We start from the raw sequence: 20,126 nt of genomic DNA, 5'->3' as shown, positions 1-20,126 counted from the left end.
CTTGGGTAGGGTCAGGAACAGATAGGGAACAAACTGCCCGACCGCCGGTTGGGAGCCGATCCCGGAAACCGATCAACCATGTCCACGCCCCTATCCCGTCCCCTGCTGGAGGCGCTGCGGGACCAGATCCGCCGCCTCGAAGGATCGGCCACCCGCCGACGGACCGTGCTGCCCTTTGGCATCCGTGACATCGATCGCCGCCTGCCGGGTGGCGGCCTGGCCCTCGGCGCCTTGCACGAGGTGGCAGGCGGCGGGAACGACGCCCTCAACAGCGCGGCCGCCGGGCAGTTTGCCGCTGGCATCGCCGCGCGCACCAAGGGCAAGGTGCTGTGGATCGTCACCCGCCAGGATCTGTTCGCCCCCGCCCTGAAACAGGTCGGACTGGGTGGAAGCCGGGTGATCTATGTCGAGGCCGGGGCAGACCAGGACGCCCTGGCCTGCTTCGAGGAGGGGCTGCGGCATGGCGGTCTGGGCGCCGTCGTGGCCGAGGTCGCGCGCCTGTCGATGACCGCCTCCCGCCGGCTGCAACTGGCGGCCGAGACGTCCGGCGCGCTGGGGATCGCCGTCCGCCGCTGGCGACGGCAGACCGAGGCGGCTGATTTCGGCCAGCCGACCGCCAGTGTCACGCGCTGGCGGATTTCGGCCCTGCCGTCCGAATCCCTGCCGGTGCCCGGCGTCGGGCGGGCGCGCTGGCTGCTGGAACTGATCCGGGCACGGGCCGGGGAGGCCGCCGATTTCGAAGTGGAGGCTTGCGATGGCCATGGGAAGCTCGGGTCGGGTCATCTCTCTCTTCCTGCCGCTGTGGCCGACGGACCGGATCAGGAAAAGGCTGGGCGCCGACGCACCCGAGCCTGACGCGCCGCTGGCGCTGGTCGGGCGCGAGGGACGACGTCGCGTCGTGCTTTCGGTCGACCTCGCCGCCCGCAAGGCGGGCGTGCGCCCTGGCACGCCGGTCGCCAAGGCGCAGGCGCTTTACCCCGATCTGATCATCATGGATGCCGACCTGGAGGGTGACCGGACCGGATTGGAGAAACTGGCGCTGTGGTTCCAGCAGCGGATCGCCCCCTTGGTGGCGGTGGACGTGCCGGACGGTCTGGTGCTGGACACGACCGGCGCCGATCATCTGCATGGTGGCGAGTCAGCCATGCTGGCGGAGATGGTGGGTCGGCTGCGAGACGCCGGCATCACCGCCAGGGCTGTGGTCGCCGACACGCTGGGCGCGGCCCATGCGCTGGCGCGCTATGGCCGCGCGCGTACCCTGGTGGTGCCGGCCGGGGAGACGGCTGCCGCGATCGCGGACCTGCCGATCGAGGCTCTGCGCCTGCCGGACAGTATGATCGAGGGCCTGCGCGCGCTGGGCGTCGCGACCATCGCCCCACTTGCCGCTATGCCGCGCGCGCCGCTGGCGCTCCGCTTCGGGCCGGACGTCGCCCGCCGGCTGGACCAGGCCTATGGTCGCATCAGTGAGGCCATCCTGCCGGTCCGGCCGGTTGACCCGGTCACGGTCAGCAGGAATTTTGCCGAGCCGATCGGGGCCGCCGAGACGATTGCCCGCTATATCGGCAAACTGGTTCCGCCGCTCTGTCAGGGACTGGAAGAACGCGGGCAGGGAGCCCGGCGTCTCGACCTGGTGCTGCACCGCGTCGACAGCCGTACCGAGGCGATCCGCATCGCCACTGCGACGCCGGTGCGCGACGTCAAACGCCTGGTCAGGCTGCTATGCGAGAAGATCGAAACCATCGATCCCGGTTTCGGCATCGAGCGCATGGTCCTGACCGCCACACTGGCCGAGCTGATCGCGCCGCGCCAGAAAATCTCCTCGCTGATCGCGGAGGAGGAACCGGATGTCTCGGACCTGATCGACACCCTGGCCAATCGCGTGGGCCATCATTCCCTGTATCGCTTCGCTCCGGTGGAGAGCGATGTGCCGGAGCGGTCCTTCTGCCGGGTGCCGGCGCTGGCGCCGGACGACCAGAAGGATTGGCCGGAGCACTGGCCACGTCCGACACGCCTGCTGGCGCGGCCGGAGCCGGTGCAGGCCATGGCGGAACTGCCGGACCAGCCGCCGCTGTTCTTCATCTGGCGTGGCGTGCGGCGGAAGGTGAAATGCGCTGATGGGCCGGAACGGGTGTTCGGCGAATGGTGGCAAGGCGATGCCGAACTGACCACGGTGCGCGATTATTTCCGTCTGGAGGACACATCCGGCGAGCGGTTCTGGGTCTATCGCTCGGGTGACGGCGAGCGCGGGGAAACCGGCTCGCAAGGCTGGTTTCTGCACGGGATCTTCGGATGAGCCGCTATGCCGAATTGCAGGTGACGAGCTATTTCTCGTTCCTGCGCGGGGCGTCATCGCCGCTCGAACTGTTCGAGCAGGCGAAGGCGCTCGGTATCGCGGCGTTGGGCATCGCCGACCGCAATTCCCTGGCCGGCACGGTGCAGGCCCATGTCGCGGCGAGGGCCACCGGCGTCCGGCTGGTCGTCGGCTGTCGCCTCGACCTCGCCGATTTCCCGCCGGTGCTGGTCTATCCGACCGACCGCGCGGCCTACGGCCGCCTGTGCCGGCTGCTCAGCCTGGGCAAGGTCCGTGCCGGCAAGGCCAGATGCCATCTGCTCTGGGAAGACCTGGTGGCATGGGGCGACGGATTGCTCGCCGTTCTGGTCCCCGATATCGCGGATGAGGCCTGCGCCCTGCATCTGCGCAAGCTGAAGGACGCGTTCCATGACCGCGCCTATATGGCGCTGACCCTGCTGCGCCGTCCCAATGACCAGATGCGGTTGTATGAACTGGCGAACCTGGCGCATCAGACACGTGTGCCAACGGTGGTGACCAACGATGTGCTGTTCCACACCCATGACCGGCGCATCCTGCAGGATGTCATGACCTGCATCCGGCACAACACCACCATCGATGAGGCGGGTTTCGCGCGTGAGCGCCACGCCGATCGCTATCTCAAGCCACCCCAGGAGATGACGCGCCTGTTCGGCCGCTATCCCGAGGCGGTCGACCGCACGATCGCGATCATGGAGCGCTGTCGCTTCAGCCTCGATGATCTCGCCTACCAATATCCCGATGAAGTTTCGACGCCGGGCCAGACGCCGCAGCAGGCCCTTGAAGTGCTGACTTGGGAAGGGGCGCGGAGATTCTACCCCGAAGGAATTCCCGACGAGGTAACGGCCAGCCTGAATCACGAACTCGCCCTGATCGGGCGGATGCAATACGCGCCGTATTTCCTCACCGTGAACAGCATTGTCCGCTATGCCCGCAGCCAGGACATTCTGTGCCAGGGCCGTGGCTCGGCCGCCAATAGCGCGGTCTGCTATGTGCTGGGCATCACCGCCATCGACCCGGCACGCAATTCGCTGCTGTTCGAACGCTTTGTCAGCGAGGAGCGCGGCGAACCGCCGGATATCGACGTCGATTTCGAACATGCGCGGCGCGAACGGGTCATTCAATGGGTCTATGGGCATTATGGCCGTGAGCGCGCCGCCCTGACCGCAGTGGTGATCCGCTACCGCGCCAAGGGCGCGTTGAGGGATGTGGGTAAAGTGATGGGCCTGCCGGAGGATCTGATCGGCACCTTGTCCGGTCAGATCTGGGGCTGGTCGAAAAATGCCGATCCGGAGCAGTTCAGGGATGCCGGTATCGACCTGTCCGATCGGCGCATCCGGCTGACGCTGGATCTGGCGTGCTGCCTGATTGGTGTCCCGCGCCACCTCTCGCAGCATCCGGGGGGCTTCGTGCTGACCCATGACCGGCTCGACGAGCTGGTGCCGATCGAGCCCGCCGCGATGGATGACCGTCAGATCATCGAATGGGACAAGAACGATATCGACGTCCTGAAATTCATGAAGGTCGATATCCTGGCGCTGGGCATGCTCACCTGCATGAAGAAGGGGCTCGACCTGCTGGCCGAGCATAAGGGGCAGCGCTTCGCGCTCGCCACCATCCCGGCCGAGGATCCGCTGACCTACGCCATGATCCGCCGGGCAGACACGATCGGCGTGTTCCAGATCGAAAGCCGCGCGCAGATGTCGATGCTGCCACGGCTGAAACCACGCGTGTTCTATGACCTGGTGATCGAGGTCGCCATCGTCCGCCCCGGTCCGATTCAGGGTGATATGGTCCATCCCTATCTGCGCCGGCGTGAGGGCATCGAGCCGGAAGAGTATCCCACCCCCGAACTGGAAAAGGTTCTGAAAAAGACACTGGGCATCCCGCTGTTCCAGGAACAGGCGATGCAGGTGGCCATGGTCTGCGCTGATTTCACCGCCAGCGAGGCCGATCAATTGCGCCGCGCGATGGCCACCTTCAAGAACACCGGCACCATCGGCCGGTTTCAGACCAAGCTGGTCGAGGGCATGAAGGCGAACGGCTATACCGAGGAATTCGCCGAGCGGATCTTCCAGCAGCTCGAAGGGTTCGGATCCTATGGATTCCCCGAGAGCCACGCAGCGAGTTTCGCGATCCTTGCCTATTCCTCCTCCTGGCTGAAATGCCATCATCCCGACGTGTTCCTCGCAGCACTCCTGAACAGCCAGCCGATGGGCTTCTACGCGCCCGCGCAACTGGTCCGCGACGCGCGCGAGCATGGCGTCGAGATACGGCCGATCTGCGTCAATGCCTCCCGCTGGGACAGCACGCTGGAAGGGCCGGAAACGGCGGGCGGCCGGTTCGCCGTCCGGCTCGGCATGAGCCTGGTCAAGGGTCTGGCTAACACCGACGCTGCCCGCATCGTGGCGGCGGGCGGGGCACGGCCCTTCGCATCGGTGAACGATCTCTGGCGCCGCGCCGGCGTGCCGGTCGCGGCACTGACCCATCTCGCGGAAGCCGATGCCTTCCGGCCGGCGCTCGGCCTCGCCCGGCGCGAGGCGCTGTGGGCGATCAAGGCGCTGCGGGACGAGCCTTTGCCGCTGTTCGCGGCGGCGGCGGTCGCCCGCGAGGCCGAGGAGCCGGACGTGCTGCTCCAGCCGATGCGCGCCGGGGCCGAGGTCACGCGCGATTATAACCGGATCGGCCTGACGCTGCGCGATCATCCCGTCGCCTTTCTCCGTGACGATCTGCGCCAGCGGAAATTTTTCTCCTGCCGTGAAGCCCATGAGGCGCGCGATGGCAGGCGGCTGGATGCCGCAGGCCTGGTCCTGGTCCGCCAGCGCCCCGGCTCCGCCGAAGGCGTCGTGTTCCTCACCCTGGAGGATGAAAGCGGCGTCCTCAATGTCATCATCTGGAAGGATATTTTCGAAAAATATCGCCGTGTCGTTCTCGCGGGGCAGATGCTCGGCATCAAGGGGCGGCTCCAGAAAGAAGGCGAGGTCGTGCATCTGGTGGCGCTGGAGATCACCGATCTCTCCGCCCTGCTTGCCGATGTTGGCAACCGCGATTCCGGCCGGGGCCGTGGAGCTGCCGTGGATCGTTCTGTCGAGACACTCTCCGTAAAATCAAGAAATTTTCATTGATTCCCTAGTCGGGATACTAAGCCGTTAAGGCTATTCTATCCACTTGTCTAGGAGCGATCTTACCCACCGATGAGATCGCTCCCAGTCCGGAAGAAGTCCATTCACACGTCGGACGTAGTCTAAATGTAATGCCAGAAGATTAGGCAACACGAACACGAGATTCACCGGACGTGAAACACCGATCGCCCCAGCCAACTCGCTCCGCGAAGCGATCGAACATTTCCGTGGAGTCGTTTTCTACGCCGCGCAGGCGCAATCCCAACCCGATCAGGGCATTCCCCAGCATCAGAATTCGGCTGCCCTCGACCTGGCCGTCCGATGAAAACTGATCGACAAGCCAGGAGAATGCCGAGGTACCGCCATATGCCGGGCGTGGCTCGAACAGCTTGCCGGCTTCGCCCACCTCGCCGAGGGCATTGAGGTCATAGGCGAACGGATAGGCACGGCTGACACGGTCGAGCGGGGTCGCGTCCATGTGCGCGAAGCAATCGGCAATGCGGTCGATCGCCGGACCGGAGATCGCGTCAAGCCGTCCCGTGACCATCGCGGTTTCCACGATATAGGCATGCGACAGGCCATTGAGGAAGAAATTGGCACCGGGATCCACGACGTCGAGATAACGGACCAGTTCGTCGACGATGGCCCCCTCTCCGCCGATCTCCTCCGACATCTTGCCGAGATTATGCAAGGCGATGAGGTAATACAGTCCCTGGTGCATCTTCTCCGGCGGTTCCAGATCGGCCCAGAGCGGCTTCAGCTCGGCCAGCCGATCGTGCCCCATCGTCGCATAGGATGTGCGCCCCGAAACCGCGATCGCGTTCAGCATCGTCACACGCGGGTAGATCTTGACATAGGCCGGCGAGATCGGCTGCGGAAAGCGCAGCGGGAAGCTGATCTCATCATCCTGATCGACGTAGTCCAGCACGTCCTTCATGAAGTCATGGCCGTCGTCGAAAATCATCCCGTCCAGTCCGATCGCCGACAGCACCGAGAACAGCATCGAGCAGCCACGCCCCTTGAAAAAGGGGGACGGAACCGTCTGGATCAGGTCGAGCGCCTCCCGGACGCGATTGCGGCGGCCCGCGGTCAGTTTCCCTTGCAGCCCCGCCTGCCCCATACCCAGGAAGAGCGACGTATAGGCGAACAGCTTCTCGTATTCGCCGTGGTTGCCGGCATTTTCGTCCTTGATCTGGTCGGGCTGGATGCGATCGACCGTCGCCAGCATCTCCTCCGCGAAATCGCGTTCGGCGTTGACGAGCAGCGTGATATCGAGCCGCAATTTGGCGAAGGCGTCGAACAGGATGCCACCGCCGACGACGGCGTAATAGGGATTTCTCTCCGCGCGCAGCGCGTCCATCAGACCAGTCGCGCTGGCCTTGAGCCCGGCGCGGTCGACCCGGGCGCCGGGACGGCACGACTGGACGGCCAGATCGGCCAGCAGCAGCGCGAAGCGCAGATAGCCCTCGGGCCGGGAGATTTTGCGGAGCAGGACGTCGCGCGCCTGATGGACGACGGACGCAAGCGGTTCGTTATAATCGACTGGGTACTGGCCGAGGGAGAGCCCCCGGACCATCCGGCTCCAGGGCGTGCAGATGACACGCGATTCGGGAGCCAGAGCCGCCATGCCGAAGCGCGACAATGCGGGATTGGGCGTTGTGACCATCACATTCTTCCTTCGAGGCGGCTCAACGGCCGCCGACCATGTCCGACCGGAAATTGGGTCTTGGGCGACGCGTCAGTTCGTCTGCTACGCTTCCATCACGTCCACCAGCGCCGGCTCGGACAGAGACGGCACCGCGTAATCGGGCACGGGGACTCCCAGGAACTTCCGGCGCTTCCCCTCGAGCATTTCCAGCGACCAGTTCAGCCAGCGGATTCCCTCGCAAAAGATGGCTACCGGACGCCGCTGCACGAGATACGAGTCGACCAGGCTGCCGTCGAGTTCCATCTGGAAATGGAACGGCGGCATGGCGGTGAAATGCGCCCCCATCATGAACACGAACCGGACCAGCCAGTGCGGATCCTCGGCAACCGCGGCGGAATGAGGATTGTCGAGGTCATAGAGCTTGCGCATCACCGGCGCGAAATAGCGCTCCATCCCCGTCACATCGGGACGTTCGTCGATGTCGATGTTGCGCTCGGTCAGATCCTCGACCCTGTAGGAGTGCTCATACGGATTGCCTGGTTCATAGCGGATTTCGACCTCGGGTGTGCGTCCCTCCCCGACCGAGACCGAAAGATCGAAGCGCTCGTGATGTACTTCGTCGTAGTGACCGAGCGAATTGTGCCAGGGCTTGTTGTCGTACATCGGGTCGTCGCGCGTCTCAGCACCTTCGCTGTCGAAGCCGATCGCGCGCGGATCGAGGAACCGTAAATCGATCGAAGCCGCCGTAATGGCGTCCAGCGCGGCCTCGATGTCCGCCGCCGGTGCATCTGCCTCGATCAGCGCCTGGGCACGGACCAAAGGCGCCACGTCATTGATCTTGATATTCTCGGTATTGGTATCTCCCATGACGAGGGCATGGAAGCGCGGCTCGAGCACATCGCAATAGGCCGCGTTTTCCCGCAAAATGCCCAGGATCCTCCGGAAGTTCCGATAGCGTACCCCGTTGATGATAATGTGGTCCGTATCCAGTAGTTTTTCGTTGAAGGTATTTGGCGCGGTGCTGCGGCACAGATCCAGGCGGTCTTCGATCTTCCGGAAATAGGATGCCTCCAGCGTATCGCCCGGAGACGCCACGCGCCGCAGGCTGTGCACGTCGTTGCGCAGCACGAGGGCGATCTGCTCGTAGATGCGGGCCATGATCGCCGGCGGCGGGCTGCAACGCTCGACATAGCGGCTGACCTCCTCTCCCGGCACGAAGCTCATCTCATAGATCAGTTCCTTGAAGGTGGGGCGGTCCGTTTCCTTGAGATAATGGGTAGGCACCGGGATCTCGCGTTCGAGGATATCGAACACGCGCGGAAAGTAGCGCCGCGCCGGGTCCGGCAGGGCCTGCAGGAATTCAGCCTGCCGCTTGGCTTTGGTGAAGGGCGGCAGCATGACGCCGGTCCCCTCCGGATTCCAGCCGACGGCGATCAGGGCTTCGCTCAGGATCTTCCGAACGATGACGTTTTCATGCTGCATGGTGGTCCTCCGCGGTGACGAACATGGTCATGGATTCGCTGCCGCCCTTTCCAAAACCCAGAACGCGCTCGCCGAGTTTGATGTAGGAGAAAACGGTGCTGCTCAGGATCTTCCGGCCGCGCGCGAAATGCAGAACACGCTGGTTATCGCCGGTGAGGGACGATACGCATCCATGTTCCAGGGCTTCGAGAGACGCGCTATGGCTGCGTTGAGCAATTTGTTCCGCCGTAAGCACGACGGTGACCGCGCTGCCATAGGGCGCCGTATCGAATGTGCCCTCGCCGGGATCCGCGCCCAGGCAGACAATCTGGACATCGCCGTTGAGACGAAGCGAACAGGGTCGTTGCTCGGCGAGGGGCAGTTCGAACAGGCCCCGCGTCGCGGACGCGATATCTTTGGCCGCCGTCACCGGCACGCCAGCCGCAGAGACAAGCGGGGCCGCGGCGTCCCGAAGCCGCCCGAGAACGTCATTGCGCCCGGCATTCGGCGTCGCGTCCACCATGATGGCGCCGCGCAGGTGATCGGCATACAGCGTTACGGCGTCTTCGGTATCCAGCGCACCCGCGGCACAGAGCGCCACGCACCACCCCAGAACATCGCCGCCCGCGAAATAGTAGTCGTGTGACAGGAAGATCGCCGGACGTTCCGCCCGCAACAGGATCAGCAGTGCAAGCTGATGCAGGATCTGAAGCGTTGCGACCGCCTGCGGGGACATCACCCCGGCCGCCCCCGGTCCCGCCGCATCCGCGCTGGCGTCAAACGACAGCGTGGACGTGAACTTTTCATAGAGCGCTGCGACCTCTTCGTGATGTTCGGCCATGCGACGGGCTCTGCGGATCAGGTCCAGCACCGGAGCGTCGTCCAGGCAGCTGAAATGGAAGACCAGCGCCTCCGGCGTCCAGCGACCGGCGGAACACCGGTCCGTCACCGAACCGTCCGGCTTGAGGATCTTGATCTCCGTGGTCACGCGCCCCAGCGTGTGGCTGTCCCCCACGACACTCTTCTTCGCTTGCACCTGAAGCGCGAGTTCTCCTCCCGCAAGGTCGAGATCGTCGCGCGCGGCGGAGGTGTGCTGGTAGATCTCAAGAAACCGTCGCAGCGACGGCGATAAGGAACTCGGGGAAGTCACTTGAAAGGCAGCAATCATGCGCGTGAATTCCCGGAGCATAAAGTCCCGGACCACGGGATAGCGTGCCGGCACGCCGAACATCCGCCTCAACACGGCCAAATCACCGTCCTGGAGGTGTGCCCTCCCATCGGTGTCCCGCGCTGTAACGCCGCCAACCTCCTGCAGCAGCGTCGCGGCCGCCACGAGGGCGTCCGTATCGTCCTGGCCGCCGGCATAAGCGATCGCCGGCAGGGTGATGCCGTTATCGACCAGAAGCTGCACCGATTTGCCGCCCTGGCCAAGTTCCAGCACGACGTTGCCGCCGACATGCTCGCAATTATCGGCGGTCCAGCGCGATTCCATGACGCAATCGATGATGGACAGAACGGCATCGCGCACGTCCGCAGCCTGGTGGACGATGCGATTGGCATGATTGCAGATCAGCGGCGTGTGCGCATCCCGGAACCGGATGCCTTCGCTGTCCATCATTCGAGCGAATGCTTCCCGGATCGGCGCCATGCGGGCCGCGTGTGCCATGAACCGTGTCGGCTCTTTCAGTTCCTGCACCGCGATGTCCGGGAAGTTGCGCATGAAGAGCCCGAAGCTTTCCCTGGCGCCCGTCCGGACATAGACATTCGCCTGATTCGCGGCATAGGTCTTGTGCAGTTCCACGTCGGACACGTCATAGACATCGCCGATCGCCACCAGGACGCGATTCACGACGTCCGGATGACCCGTCAGCGCCACGACATGCGCGGGCTGGAGCACAAGAGGCTGTGTGACGCCGACAGCGGCCAGCATTTTGGCGACACGCGCCTGCAGAAGCGACGGCGATGACACGCCCTCGGCGCCGACGAGGATGAACGGGGCCAGCGCATGGGCGAGCGTCGCGCCGTGGGCGACGGACAGGGCACCCGCGGCGACCGCCGCGGTGATGATGCCGAAGCTTTCGCCGGTGAAGGCCACAAAGCGGATCTCCGTCCCGTTTCGTCGCGCGACATCGACGAGATAGCGATGCAAGGCGATCCCGTGAACCAGCAGCGCGGCACCCAGAAACGCCTGCCGCTCGATCCGATCAACAGGAATATTGGAATCCCGCAGGACGAGGCGTTGGGGATCATAGCCAAGGGCTTCCGCCGCTTCCGGGAAAACCTGACGAACGTCCGGTACGTCACTCTCGAACAGATCGCGTTCAAGCTGGCGATACGCCGCGCGGCTGCCCAGTCCGGGGAAGAAACCGACCGGTCTCATGACGGCGGCTTCGCGCGCGTCCTTTCGCGCAGAGGGCTCGACATGGGCGCTCGAATTGCGACCCTCAGATTTCTGACTGATGCTCATCGGCACGATCCTCTCAAGAAAAACAGTCTTTCAATATCGACGCTTCAGCCGGCGTTCGTGGCGCTCACAGAAACGGGCACAAGACGGATTTAGACTTATTTATTCTTGATTTTTGACACTTATGCCGCAATGACACGAAGCAGATCTGGATAGATGGGGCAGTCGACGACGCCCATCTTTGCAAATCATCCTATGTTTGAGTCAATAGCGTACTTTTTTGTGCGCTGGTATCATTAATGATATCATTCTTTGGTAAGAAAGCGCCTCTTACCGTCGAAGTGCGATGGACAGGTTATGGAAACGCGACACGATCGCGCAACTCTTAAGAGTGCCTTTCAAAACCATGAATTGAGCGCCTTGAAGCAGATGAGTGCGCAAGCGATGAGCGTGAAGGCGAGATGAATGTCGGCCCGTCTTTCGTAGCGAACGGCGAGGCGACGGAAGCGGGCGATCCATGCGAAGGTTCGTTCGACGACCCAACGATGCCTGCCAAGATTCTGGCTGCTTTCGATACCCCTGCGGGCGATACGGTGCCTGATACCGCGTCGCGTGCAGGCGGCGCGGCAGCGCCGGTAATCATATCCCTTGTCGGCATGGAGCTTTGCGGGCCGATGTTTCGGGCGGCCGCGTTTACCCCGGATGGCGGGGATCGCATCGAGCAGGGGCTCGAGCATCCGGCTGTCATGGACGTTGGCGCCAGAGAGCAGGACGGTCAACGGAATACCCTGTCGGTCAGTGACGACGTGGCGCTTTGAGCCCGGCTTTCCACGATCCGTCGGGTTCGGACCGGTCGCATCGCCCCCTTTTTTCAGGAATGGACGAACTGTCCATGCAAGCCCGGCTCCAGTCGATCCGGCCCGCGCAATGCAGCCGGGTCAGCAACTCACGGTGCAGTTTCGCCCATACGTCCGCCTCCTGCCAGTCGCGCAGGCGGCGCCAGCAGGTCACCCCCGAACCGCACCCCATCTCGCGCGGTAGCCTCTCCCACGGAATGCCCGTCAGCAGAACGAACAGTATCCCCGTGATCGCCGCACGGTCGGGCACACGCGGGCGTCCGCCTTTCCAGGCTAACGATCGTGGTTTGCTGCTGCGATCCGAACATGCTTCGGCACCGCGCTTGCGCCATTTACGCACGGTCTCGTCGCTGATGCCGAAGCGTCGCGCCAACGCGCCAGTCGTTTCCGTCGAGCGGGCAATCTCGGCCCGGACAAAAGGCGTCGTCCGGGCTTGCGGGTGGATCGAGTGTTTGGTTCCGGGGTTTGATGGTGCGATCTTTTCACTCGAATGGAAGGAGGCATTATGGGCCAGATACACCACGGGAGCGCGCACTGCGACCGCGGCAGTCCGTCGAGCAATACAGCATGGTCAAGAGAGCCTGAGGGCTCTGGCCCAGCGTTACGGCATCAATCAGAAGACGGTCGCGAAGTGGAGGAAGCGGTCGGACGTTGTGGATCGCCCGACGGGGCCGCGCTCTGTATCATCATCGGTGCTGTCGATCGAAGAAGAAGCCGTGATCGTGGCGTTCCGTCGCCACACGCTGCTGCCGCTCGATGATTGCCTCTACGCACTGCAGGCGACGATCCCGCATCTGACGCGCTCTTCATTGCATCGCTGCCTGCAGCGCCATGACATTTCCTGGCTTCCCGACACCATGGGCGACAAGCCCAAACGGTCGAAGTTCAAGCGCTACCCAATCGGTTACTTCCATATCGATCTGGCCGAGGTTCGAACTGAGGCTGGACGCCTTTACCTGTTCGTCGCGATCGACAGGACATCGAAATTCGCGTTTGTGGAACTGCATGAAAAGGCCACGCGTCGTGTAGCCGGCGACTTCCTACGCACGTTGGCGGCTTCAGTGCCGTATCGGATCCACACGGTGCTGACGGATAACGGCACGCATTTCACCGATCCGTCCGGTGACAGCTGGACGCCCGAAGACATCAAGGCGATGCGTGCCGAAAAAATCCTGTTCCGCTGCCATTCCTTTGAACTGGCCTGCGCCGATCTCGACATCGAGCACCGCCTGACCAAACCGCGTCATCCGTGGACGAACGGCCAGGTCGAGCGGATGAACCGGACGCTCAAGGACGCGACCGTCAAGCGCTTCTACTACGAGACGCACGACCAGCTCCGCCAGCATCTCGGTGACTTTGTCGCGGCCTACAATTTCGCCCGCCGGCTGAAAACGCTTCGGGGCCTCACGCCCTACGAATTCATTTGTCAGCAATGGCAACACGAGCCATCAAGGTTCACGCAAAATCCGCACCATCAAACCCCGGGACCAAACATCTAGAGGAAAAGCAGCTATACAAACTCTCGAATATCTATCGACAACGCACTGGCTCGATGTGCCGCTTCAATCCCTTCGTTGCTATCTTCGAGAACAAGACATTGTGACGGCGCCACTCCCATTTTCGAAGCAGCAAGAAGGAAAAGTTCAGGTGACGGTTTTCCTCTTGTGACATCTTCAACAGTTACGACGAAGTCGAATATACTATCGAGTCCAACGGCTGCAAGCGTCCTTAGCACTATCTCCCGCTGTCCTCCAGAAGCGACAGATAGAGGTAACTTTCCTGAAAGCTTCCTAGCAATGCTAGATACTAGCTCTATTTCTTTTACATGATGTATATTTTGTTTGTACGTCTTGCTTATTGTTTCTTTTACGGACTCCTCATCGAATTCAGCGTCTTGTTCTTTTTTTATTTCGATGAAAAGGTCATCCCTGGAAAGCCCTAGTCTAGAAAAATACCAATCCTGCCGGAGAGTTATACCTACTTCGTGCAATGCACCCCTTAGGGTGAAGAAATGGAAAAATTTCGTATCAACCAAAGTCCCATCGCAATCGAATATCAAAGCGCTGAAATTCTTACTTTGGACTAAGTCCATTATATTGCCAGAATTAGACATCTTTGTTACCTTGTTATATGATTATAAACTTTAGGAGCCTAACCAGCAGGCACTACATATCTCGACAGCAAAGCTACCATGGCATACACGACACATAGAAGCGCAAAAGCTACTGGCAGTGAGCCAGTGGCTATGGTGATACCACCTACGATAACGGGTCCCGCTACCAGTCCTGAGTAGCCAAACCCTGCGACCACCCCGACCCCGATACGGGGCGATAGCCTATGAGCCGCCCTATAGAGAATTGGGGCGAGGTTCGCACACCCCAAGCCGGCGAGTACCAATCCGCATATGGCGATAATCTGAGAGCCATAAACTCCAGCCAGTAGTCCACCGCTCGCAGCCATAGACCCTATCATGACACACCAGCGATCCCCGATGGTGGCGGAGACATGGCTACCTAAAAGTCTTCCAACCGCCATCCCCCCGGAGAAAGCCGCGTAGCCAATACCTGCTGATCTCGCATCAATATGATGTACGGTGAGAAACAGTATGCCAGACCAATCAGCGACCGCACACTCTGCCATTACTGCAAAGAAAGCTGTAACACCGAGCCACGCCAACATACTTCCAACTCTGTTTATGGATGTAGATGCGTGTGCAACTTCGTTTGTGTGCCTGATATCGAGGTTTGCTTGCGCTTCTATTAGAAACAGAGATGCCGAACCCAATACAAGGCACGCCTCCAATATATATGAGGATGATTGTTCGCTGAAATACAGATTTCCTATAGTGGATAAAGATATAGAAGCAGCAAATCCGAAAATACTATATAATGCATGGAAATACGAATTTATTGGCTTGCCAACTTTCGTCTCCAAGAACAGCGATTTCTGGTTTATTATTACCTCCGTAAAACCTCTAAACATTCCGAGTAGCATAGTAAAAACAAACAGCACAAAAATTTTGTTTGAGTTTACTGTAACTGTAAGTAATATGACTTGTATTAATGTTGATGTCCCCATTATTCTTCTATAGTCGACTCGACTTAATAACGTTCCTCTTAATATAACAGATATTATGGTACCGACGACTAAAGCAGTAAGTATCACCGTAGTCTGTAGATTGGACATAGACAGAGCAATTTTGATTCGCGGAAGCTCTGAACTCCAAACGCCCATAACCGCACCATCGAGTGCAAATGCAGTGCCAACTGGTATTATTCCATTGCGATCTTTGTTCACTGCATTCCCAATCTCGGCATCTATAGACTTTAAAGTAGAATGATGATCGGCAAGCAAGAAATCACAAAGCATTTACACCACCATCAATACATATGGTTTCTCCTGTTATGAAAGAAGCACGATCAGAAAGTAGAAATAAAACCACTTCCGCCACCTCCTCTGGCTTCCCCACTCGACCCATCGGTATTCTACTGACCCACGTCCTAGAGTTCTCATCATTCTTGACGGCGTCTCTATACATATCCGTGTCGATAGGACCAGGCGCCACGGCATTTATGCGTATGTGATTGAGCGCCTCTTCGATAGCTACGCTTCGCGTCAGGCCAAGACCCGCGAATTTAGTTGCAACATACATTCCAACCCCTGTAAAAATAGGACGCAAAGCATGTATAGAAAGGTTGTTGACTATTGATCCGCCTCCACTTGCCCTCATAGCCTCGATCTCGCACTTGAGGGCATGCCAGAGCGCAATGATGTTTTTCCGTAGAATAATTTCTACGTCATTTAGATGTAGCGAACGAATATTTCCTGCCAACCCACTTGCAACATTATTAAATGCGCCATCTAGTGACCCAAACAATTGCAGACAAGTATCGACTGCACGGACAGTATCATCTGGATCTAGAGCATCTGCTTGTATATAGTGCGCATTTCCCCCTTGAGATATAATTTGTTCGGTAATAGCTCTACCGAGGCTTTCACGTCTTCCAGTTATCACGACGTTATAACCGTCGCGACTTGCAATACGCGCGGCGCTTGCACCGATGCCAGATGTTCCTCCTAAAATCAGGACCGTCTTCTTTCTTTCCGCCACTGACATATCAGGACACTCCCGGTGAACGAAGTCGGCTTCCTAGCTGGGCAGATGCCTTTGCTACCTCGGCTTTCGTAAGGTCCTGAATAAAGGTCGAGCATCCTATGCCCGTCATCAGTGGGAGATTCTGATGGCCATTCCGATGCAAGGTGGCATCCTCAACGCTCCTCCAGAGGAGGTCAACATCGTCAAATCCTGGGTGATGATCCGCGAGCCCTAGCTTTTTCGCGACCTCGAAGACCGATTCTACGTCGACCTCCTCCAACATTCCGCGATTTGCCGAAATTAGCAGGCTAAGAAGGCAGTCGAGAGCGACCGCTTTACCATGAAAAAGATCTGGAACGAATGACATCTCTACAAGAGGGCCAAATGTATGGCCAAAGTCTACCACCCTTTTTAGTTCGGACTCCCACAGATTGGATTCAAGTTCTACTGCCATACCTTCCAAAGAGCGTATGATAATCTCATCAGTCTCGTCGGTTGATTTTCCTGGATTACTCAACAGTGTATTTCCATGTTCTGATATCAAATCAAACAGAACTCGGTCTTTTATAAGAGCGAGTTTGAATATCTCCCCCAAACCATTTGAGATATGTTCAACAGGAAGCGTATCAAGGTACCCCTGAAATATAACCGTGAGAACAGCAGGATGGAACGTGCCCAGCCTGTTGCGATAGCCGAGATGATTAACTGCGGTTTTAGCCGCAACTCCAACGTCAACCATAGCTAGCAAGGTTGTTGGAATTCGAATAAATGGTATCCCGCGCCGATATATACTTGCAGCCATTCCCACAACGTCTAGTACGACACCACCGCCGATCACGATTGGTGGCGTACTGCGCCGCTTTGCGGAGGCCGCGTTTAGCTGATCCACCACTTTCAATACGTATTCGAGGGTCTTGTTATCTTCATCCCCTGGTACGAGAGTAAGTGAAAATCTTATGTCTTGCTCTTCCAGTGTCGATAAAAATATTTTCCTGTGCGCCTCCGGAAGACCCTCATCCATGAAGATGATGAAGGGCTCATCTTTACCGCCTAGAGATGTAATACAGTCACGTATCGATGATACTATCTCATCTGTGCTGTGGCAGGTAGCGATGTCATACGACAATACCTGGTCCGCTTTTATATTTAATTTATGGGAAGTGGACATAAACACCTCCTAGAGATAATTTTGCGCCATCCGCAACCATGACAATACTAGTTATTATATATATTTATTCGATATCAATATGATATTGTACACAATTCTGTCATCAGTTGCCGTAATTGCCATTGCGCCGTAAGCGGCACGCACCTTCGCCTTGACCCGGCGCCTGGGCACCTTGTTGCGCAACTGCATGCCAACTCCTTGTAAAGACGATAGAGCCGCTTCGGATTAACCGCCCATCCGTCTCGTTTCAGCAGGATATGAACGCGGCGGTAGCCATAGCGCACACGGGTTTCGCAAATCTCCTTGATCCGCTGTGTCAGTTCGGCCTGCGTGCCACGCTTCGACGTGTAGATGTAAACCGAACGGTCGATCCGCAACACCGCGCAGGCGCGCCGTGTCGAGACCTTCCAGTCGCCCTGAAGCGTGTCCACGAGTTCGCGTTTGCGCGCAGGCCTCACAGCTTTTTTGACAGAACATCCTGCAGCATCGCCTTATCCAGCGACAGGTCCGCCACGATCCGTTTCAGCTTGGCGTTCTCGTCTTCAAGCAGACGCAGTAGCTTCATCTCGGACGGCATCAGACCCGCGTATTTCTTCGACCAATTGTAGAACGTCGCGTCCGAAATACCTGCCTTGCGGCAGATTTCGGCGACCGACGTTCCCCCTTCGGCCTGCTTCAAAACAAACGCGATCTGCGCCTCGGTGAACTTCGATGCCTTCATGGAACTCTCCTCATCCCCATCGCGGGATCATAAGTGGAAAATTCCAACGTCAAGTGGTCCAATTTTCGGGGAGCACGTCAAACCATTCAGGACGGCATGCCATGCTACACTATCCAATAGATTTACTCACAAGGGCGTTCCCAACGGACTCTTACATATCTGTTTTATAAGCGCTTTATTCTTGCGCGCGCCATTTGATCGCCGAAGCAAAAAATTGGCCAATTAGGCGAAAGGCGCATCTGAAAGGCGTGGCAGCCAACGTAAGAGTACGTACCATTCTTTGTATTATTAAAATAAGATAAAATTCTGTTTGCAGAATCTGTGTGAGTCGAATGATAATCGGTCGCACTGGCTTGGTTCGGCATCGACGCGACGTCGGAACGTCAACGTTTTCTCAACCATGAAGTATAAGGCGATGGCGCAATGGCGTTCCCGTTGGTGTCGACTCTTGGTGAATATCACGGGCGGCGGGATGAAGCGCGCGGCGATCCGGAACGCTACTGGCTAAGGTGCGCGGGCGCTCTGGATTGGATCGCGCAGCCGACTCACGCTGTGGATGCCAATGGGACCTGGTTCCCGGATGGCCGGCTGAACGCCAGCGTCAACTGTCTCGACCGGCATCTTGAAACGCACGGCGACGCGACGGCCATGATCTGGCAGGGAGAAGAAGAGGACGATGTCCTTCACCTGAGCTACCGGCAGTTGCTCGCACAGGTGTGCCGAATGGCCAACGTGTTGCGCGACCACGGCGTCGCGCCGGGGGACCGGGTGGCCATTCATCTCCCCGGCGTGCCGGAAGGCGTGATCGCGATGTTGGCGTGCGCGCGCATTGGTGCGATTCATGTCGTGCTTTTCGGGGGGTTTTCGCCGGAGGCGATCGCCGATCGGCTGGCGGACAGCGGCGCCGGCGTGATCATCACCGCCGATGTCGGGCGTCGCGGTGCCAAGCGCATCCCGTTCAAGGCGACGATCGATGCGGCACTGGATCATGGCGCGTCGCTTCCCATCCGGCATGTCTTCGTCGTGTCGGTCACATCGGAGACCATTCCCATGACCGACGGCCGCGACCGTTTCCTCTCCCCACTGCTCTCCGTGGCGTCCGCTCTGTGCGATCCGGAAGCGATGGAAGCAAATGCGCCCCTCTTCCTGCTGTATACCTCCGGCAGCACGGGGAAACCCAAGGGTATCGTACATGGGACCGGGGGCTATCTGCTGTGGGCCGCCTATACGCACGCCCTGGTCTTCGCGCACGCGCCTGGCGACATTTTCTGGTGCACCGCCGATATCGGCTGGATCACGGGCCACAGCTATGTCGTCTACGGCCCGCTGGCGAATGGCGGCACGATCCTGCTGTTCGAGGGCATGCCGTCGCATCCCCATCCCGGGCGGTGGTGGCGGGTGATCGAAAAGCACCGCGTGACGGGGTTCTATACCTCACCGACAGCGATCCGCGCGCTGATGGCGGAAGGCGACGCGGTTCCGGAACGCCACGACCTCTCCAGCCTGCGCGTCCTGGGTTCGGTCGGCGAACCGATCAGCCAGGAAGCCTGGGGATGGTTTCATGCCACGATCGGCGGCGGGCGTTGTCCCTTGGCGGACACGTGGTGGCAGACCGAAACGGGTGGCATCATGATTTCGCTTGTTCCCGGCGCGATCGAGGCGCGGCCGGGTGCGGCGACATTCCCGCTCCCGGGTGTCACCGCGCTCCTGCTGGACGCATCGGGCACTATTCTGGAGGGCGAGGCGGAAGGCATGCTGTGCATTGCCGGTTCCTGGCCGGGTCGCGCACTGGGCATCTGGGGCAACGAGGCGCATTTCCATGCGACCTATCTGCGACCCTTCCCCGGCTTCTATTTCACGGGTGACGGTGCCAGACGCGACCGGGATGGCTATTTCTGGCTCACAGGCCGCGTCGACGACGTGATCAACGTGTCCGGCCATCGTATCGGATCGGCCGAAATCGAAGACGCCCTGGCCGCTGAGCCCGCCATCGCCGAATCCGCGGCGGTCGGTGTTCCTCACGCCCTGAAGGGACAGGCGATCGTGGTCTTCGTCGTGTCGAACGGCCCTGCACCGGATGACATCCTGTCGCGCGTCGCGCGGGCCATCTCAACGCGGCTCGGCCGCTATGCCGCGCCGGAGCGCGTGTATGTCGTCCCCGATCTGCCGCGGACGCGATCGGGTAAGATCGTGCGGCGGTTAATGCGGAAAATCGCCAGCGGCGACACGGAAGGGTTCGGCGACCTTTCGACCCTTGCGAACCCCACCGCCGTCGCGACCCTTATCGCGACCGTGCGTCCCCATACCTGCGTGACATAGC

11 protein-coding genes and 3 pseudogenes are annotated in these 20,126 nt (G+C 59.8%); 5 read left to right on the top strand and 9 right to left on the bottom strand.

All coding sequences use genetic code 11. The features are described from left to right. The first annotated feature begins 78 nt into the window (after positions 1–78). The 3 genes from HLH48_RS10840 to HLH48_RS10830 are packed head-to-tail and all read left to right on the top strand — an operon-like array spanning position 79 to position 5,454. Positions 79–855, top strand: coding sequence for an ImuA family protein (locus HLH48_RS10840; protein ID WP_182997520.1), 777 nt, complete (start codon positions 79–81; stop codon positions 853–855). Next, entirely contained in the window at positions 755–2,293 is a 1,539-nt protein-coding gene (locus HLH48_RS10835; protein WP_246387231.1) for a Y-family DNA polymerase, read from the top strand. Before HLH48_RS10840 ends, HLH48_RS10835 begins: the two co-directional genes overlap by 101 nt. After that, the gene (locus tag HLH48_RS10830) at positions 2,290–5,454 is read left to right on the top strand and encodes an error-prone DNA polymerase (protein ID WP_182997519.1); all 3,165 of its coding nucleotides are present in this window, start codon (positions 2,290–2,292) and stop codon (positions 5,452–5,454) included. The genes HLH48_RS10835 and HLH48_RS10830 overlap by 4 nt, the downstream gene beginning before the upstream one ends. A gap of 139 nt (positions 5,455–5,593) precedes the next feature. Here the strand turns inward: HLH48_RS10830 and HLH48_RS10825 are convergent, their stop codons facing one another. The 4 genes and pseudogenes from HLH48_RS10825 to HLH48_RS23230 form a co-directional block, all read right to left on the bottom strand. After that, positions 5,594–7,117 (bottom strand): hypothetical protein, encoded by a 1,524-nt coding sequence (locus HLH48_RS10825; protein ID WP_182997518.1) that lies wholly within the window; start codon positions 7,115–7,117, stop codon positions 5,594–5,596. Between the two features lie 84 nt (positions 7,118–7,201). After that, positions 7,202–8,581: a hypothetical protein gene (locus HLH48_RS10820; protein ID WP_182997517.1), complete on the bottom strand. Its 1,380-nt coding sequence runs from the start codon at positions 8,579–8,581 to the stop codon at positions 7,202–7,204. Then, positions 8,571–11,027 carry an ACP S-malonyltransferase gene (locus HLH48_RS10815; RefSeq protein ID WP_182997516.1) on the bottom strand — a complete coding sequence of 819 codons (2,457 nt, stop codon included), beginning with the start codon at positions 11,025–11,027 and terminating at the stop codon, positions 8,571–8,573. Before HLH48_RS10815 ends, HLH48_RS10820 begins: the two co-directional genes overlap by 11 nt. A 335-nt stretch (positions 11,028–11,362) precedes the next feature. Continuing rightward, positions 11,363–12,266, bottom strand: a pseudogene (locus HLH48_RS23230) (IS5 family transposase). A gap of 60 nt (positions 12,267–12,326) precedes the next feature. Here HLH48_RS23230 and HLH48_RS10795 point away from each other — a divergent pair. Continuing rightward, a pseudogene (locus HLH48_RS10795) lies at positions 12,327–13,320 on the top strand (IS481 family transposase). A gap of 11 nt (positions 13,321–13,331) precedes the next feature. Here the strand turns inward: HLH48_RS10795 and HLH48_RS10790 are convergent. From HLH48_RS10790 to HLH48_RS10770, 5 genes and pseudogenes are all read right to left on the bottom strand, one after another. Continuing rightward, the gene (locus tag HLH48_RS10790; RefSeq protein WP_182997515.1) at positions 13,332–13,934 is read right to left on the bottom strand and encodes an HAD family hydrolase; all 603 of its coding nucleotides are present in this window, start codon (positions 13,932–13,934) and stop codon (positions 13,332–13,334) included. A 38-nt stretch (positions 13,935–13,972) separates the two neighbouring features. Continuing rightward, the gene (locus tag HLH48_RS10785) at positions 13,973–15,190 is read right to left on the bottom strand and encodes an MFS transporter (RefSeq protein WP_182997514.1); all 1,218 of its coding nucleotides are present in this window, start codon (positions 15,188–15,190) and stop codon (positions 13,973–13,975) included. Continuing rightward, a complete protein-coding gene (locus tag HLH48_RS10780) occupies positions 15,180–15,938 on the bottom strand; it encodes an SDR family NAD(P)-dependent oxidoreductase (RefSeq protein ID WP_182997513.1) in 759 nt (252 codons plus the stop codon). The genes HLH48_RS10785 and HLH48_RS10780 overlap by 11 nt, the downstream gene beginning before the upstream one ends. 1 nt (position 15,939) lies before the next feature. Next, positions 15,940–17,085 carry a 3-dehydroquinate synthase family protein gene (locus HLH48_RS10775; protein WP_182997512.1) on the bottom strand — a complete coding sequence of 382 codons (1,146 nt, stop codon included), beginning with the start codon at positions 17,083–17,085 and terminating at the stop codon, positions 15,940–15,942. Positions 17,086–17,223: 138 nt separating this feature from the next. Next, positions 17,224–17,806: pseudogene (locus HLH48_RS10770) on the bottom strand (transposase); the annotation flags it as partial. Between the two features lie 423 nt (positions 17,807–18,229). On the opposite strand from HLH48_RS10770, the gene acs reads away from it, so the two are divergent. Further along, positions 18,230–20,125, top strand: coding sequence for an acetate--CoA ligase (acs, locus tag HLH48_RS10765; protein WP_182997511.1), 1,896 nt, complete (start codon positions 18,230–18,232; stop codon positions 20,123–20,125). Position 20,126: the final 1 nt, after the last annotated feature.

Origin of the sequence: Gluconacetobacter sacchari, from assembly GCF_014174255.1 — a bacterium.
Classification (GTDB): domain Bacteria; phylum Pseudomonadota; class Alphaproteobacteria; order Acetobacterales; family Acetobacteraceae; genus Gluconacetobacter; species Gluconacetobacter sacchari.
The sequence above is the reverse complement of the archived record's forward strand: the minus strand, read 5'-3'. Positions and strand labels throughout refer to the sequence as shown.

Excerpts from the sequence above, each read along its gene's own strand:
- acs (WP_182997511.1), top strand. The coding sequence starts at position 18,230 with ATGGCGTTCCCGTTGGTGTCGACTCTTGGTGAATATCACGGGCGGCGG.
- HLH48_RS10820 (WP_182997517.1), bottom strand. The coding sequence starts at position 8,581 with ATGCAGCATGAAAACGTCATCGTTCGGAAGATCCTGAGCGAAGCCCTG.
- HLH48_RS10840 (WP_182997520.1), top strand. The coding sequence starts at position 79 with ATGTCCACGCCCCTATCCCGTCCCCTGCTGGAGGCGCTGCGGGACCAG.
- HLH48_RS10780 (WP_182997513.1), bottom strand. The coding sequence starts at position 15,938 with ATGTCAGTGGCGGAAAGAAAGAAGACGGTCCTGATTTTAGGAGGAACA.
- HLH48_RS10830 (WP_182997519.1), top strand. The coding sequence starts at position 2,290 with ATGAGCCGCTATGCCGAATTGCAGGTGACGAGCTATTTCTCGTTCCTG.
- HLH48_RS10785 (WP_182997514.1), bottom strand. The coding sequence starts at position 15,190 with ATGCTTTGTGATTTCTTGCTTGCCGATCATCATTCTACTTTAAAGTCT.
- HLH48_RS10775 (WP_182997512.1), bottom strand. The coding sequence starts at position 17,085 with ATGTCCACTTCCCATAAATTAAATATAAAAGCGGACCAGGTATTGTCG.
- HLH48_RS10815 (WP_182997516.1), bottom strand. The coding sequence starts at position 11,027 with ATGAGCATCAGTCAGAAATCTGAGGGTCGCAATTCGAGCGCCCATGTC.
- HLH48_RS10835 (WP_246387231.1), top strand. The coding sequence starts at position 755 with ATGGCCATGGGAAGCTCGGGTCGGGTCATCTCTCTCTTCCTGCCGCTG.
- HLH48_RS10825 (WP_182997518.1), bottom strand. The coding sequence starts at position 7,117 with ATGGTCACAACGCCCAATCCCGCATTGTCGCGCTTCGGCATGGCGGCT.
- HLH48_RS10790 (WP_182997515.1), bottom strand. The coding sequence starts at position 13,934 with ATGTCTAATTCTGGCAATATAATGGACTTAGTCCAAAGTAAGAATTTC.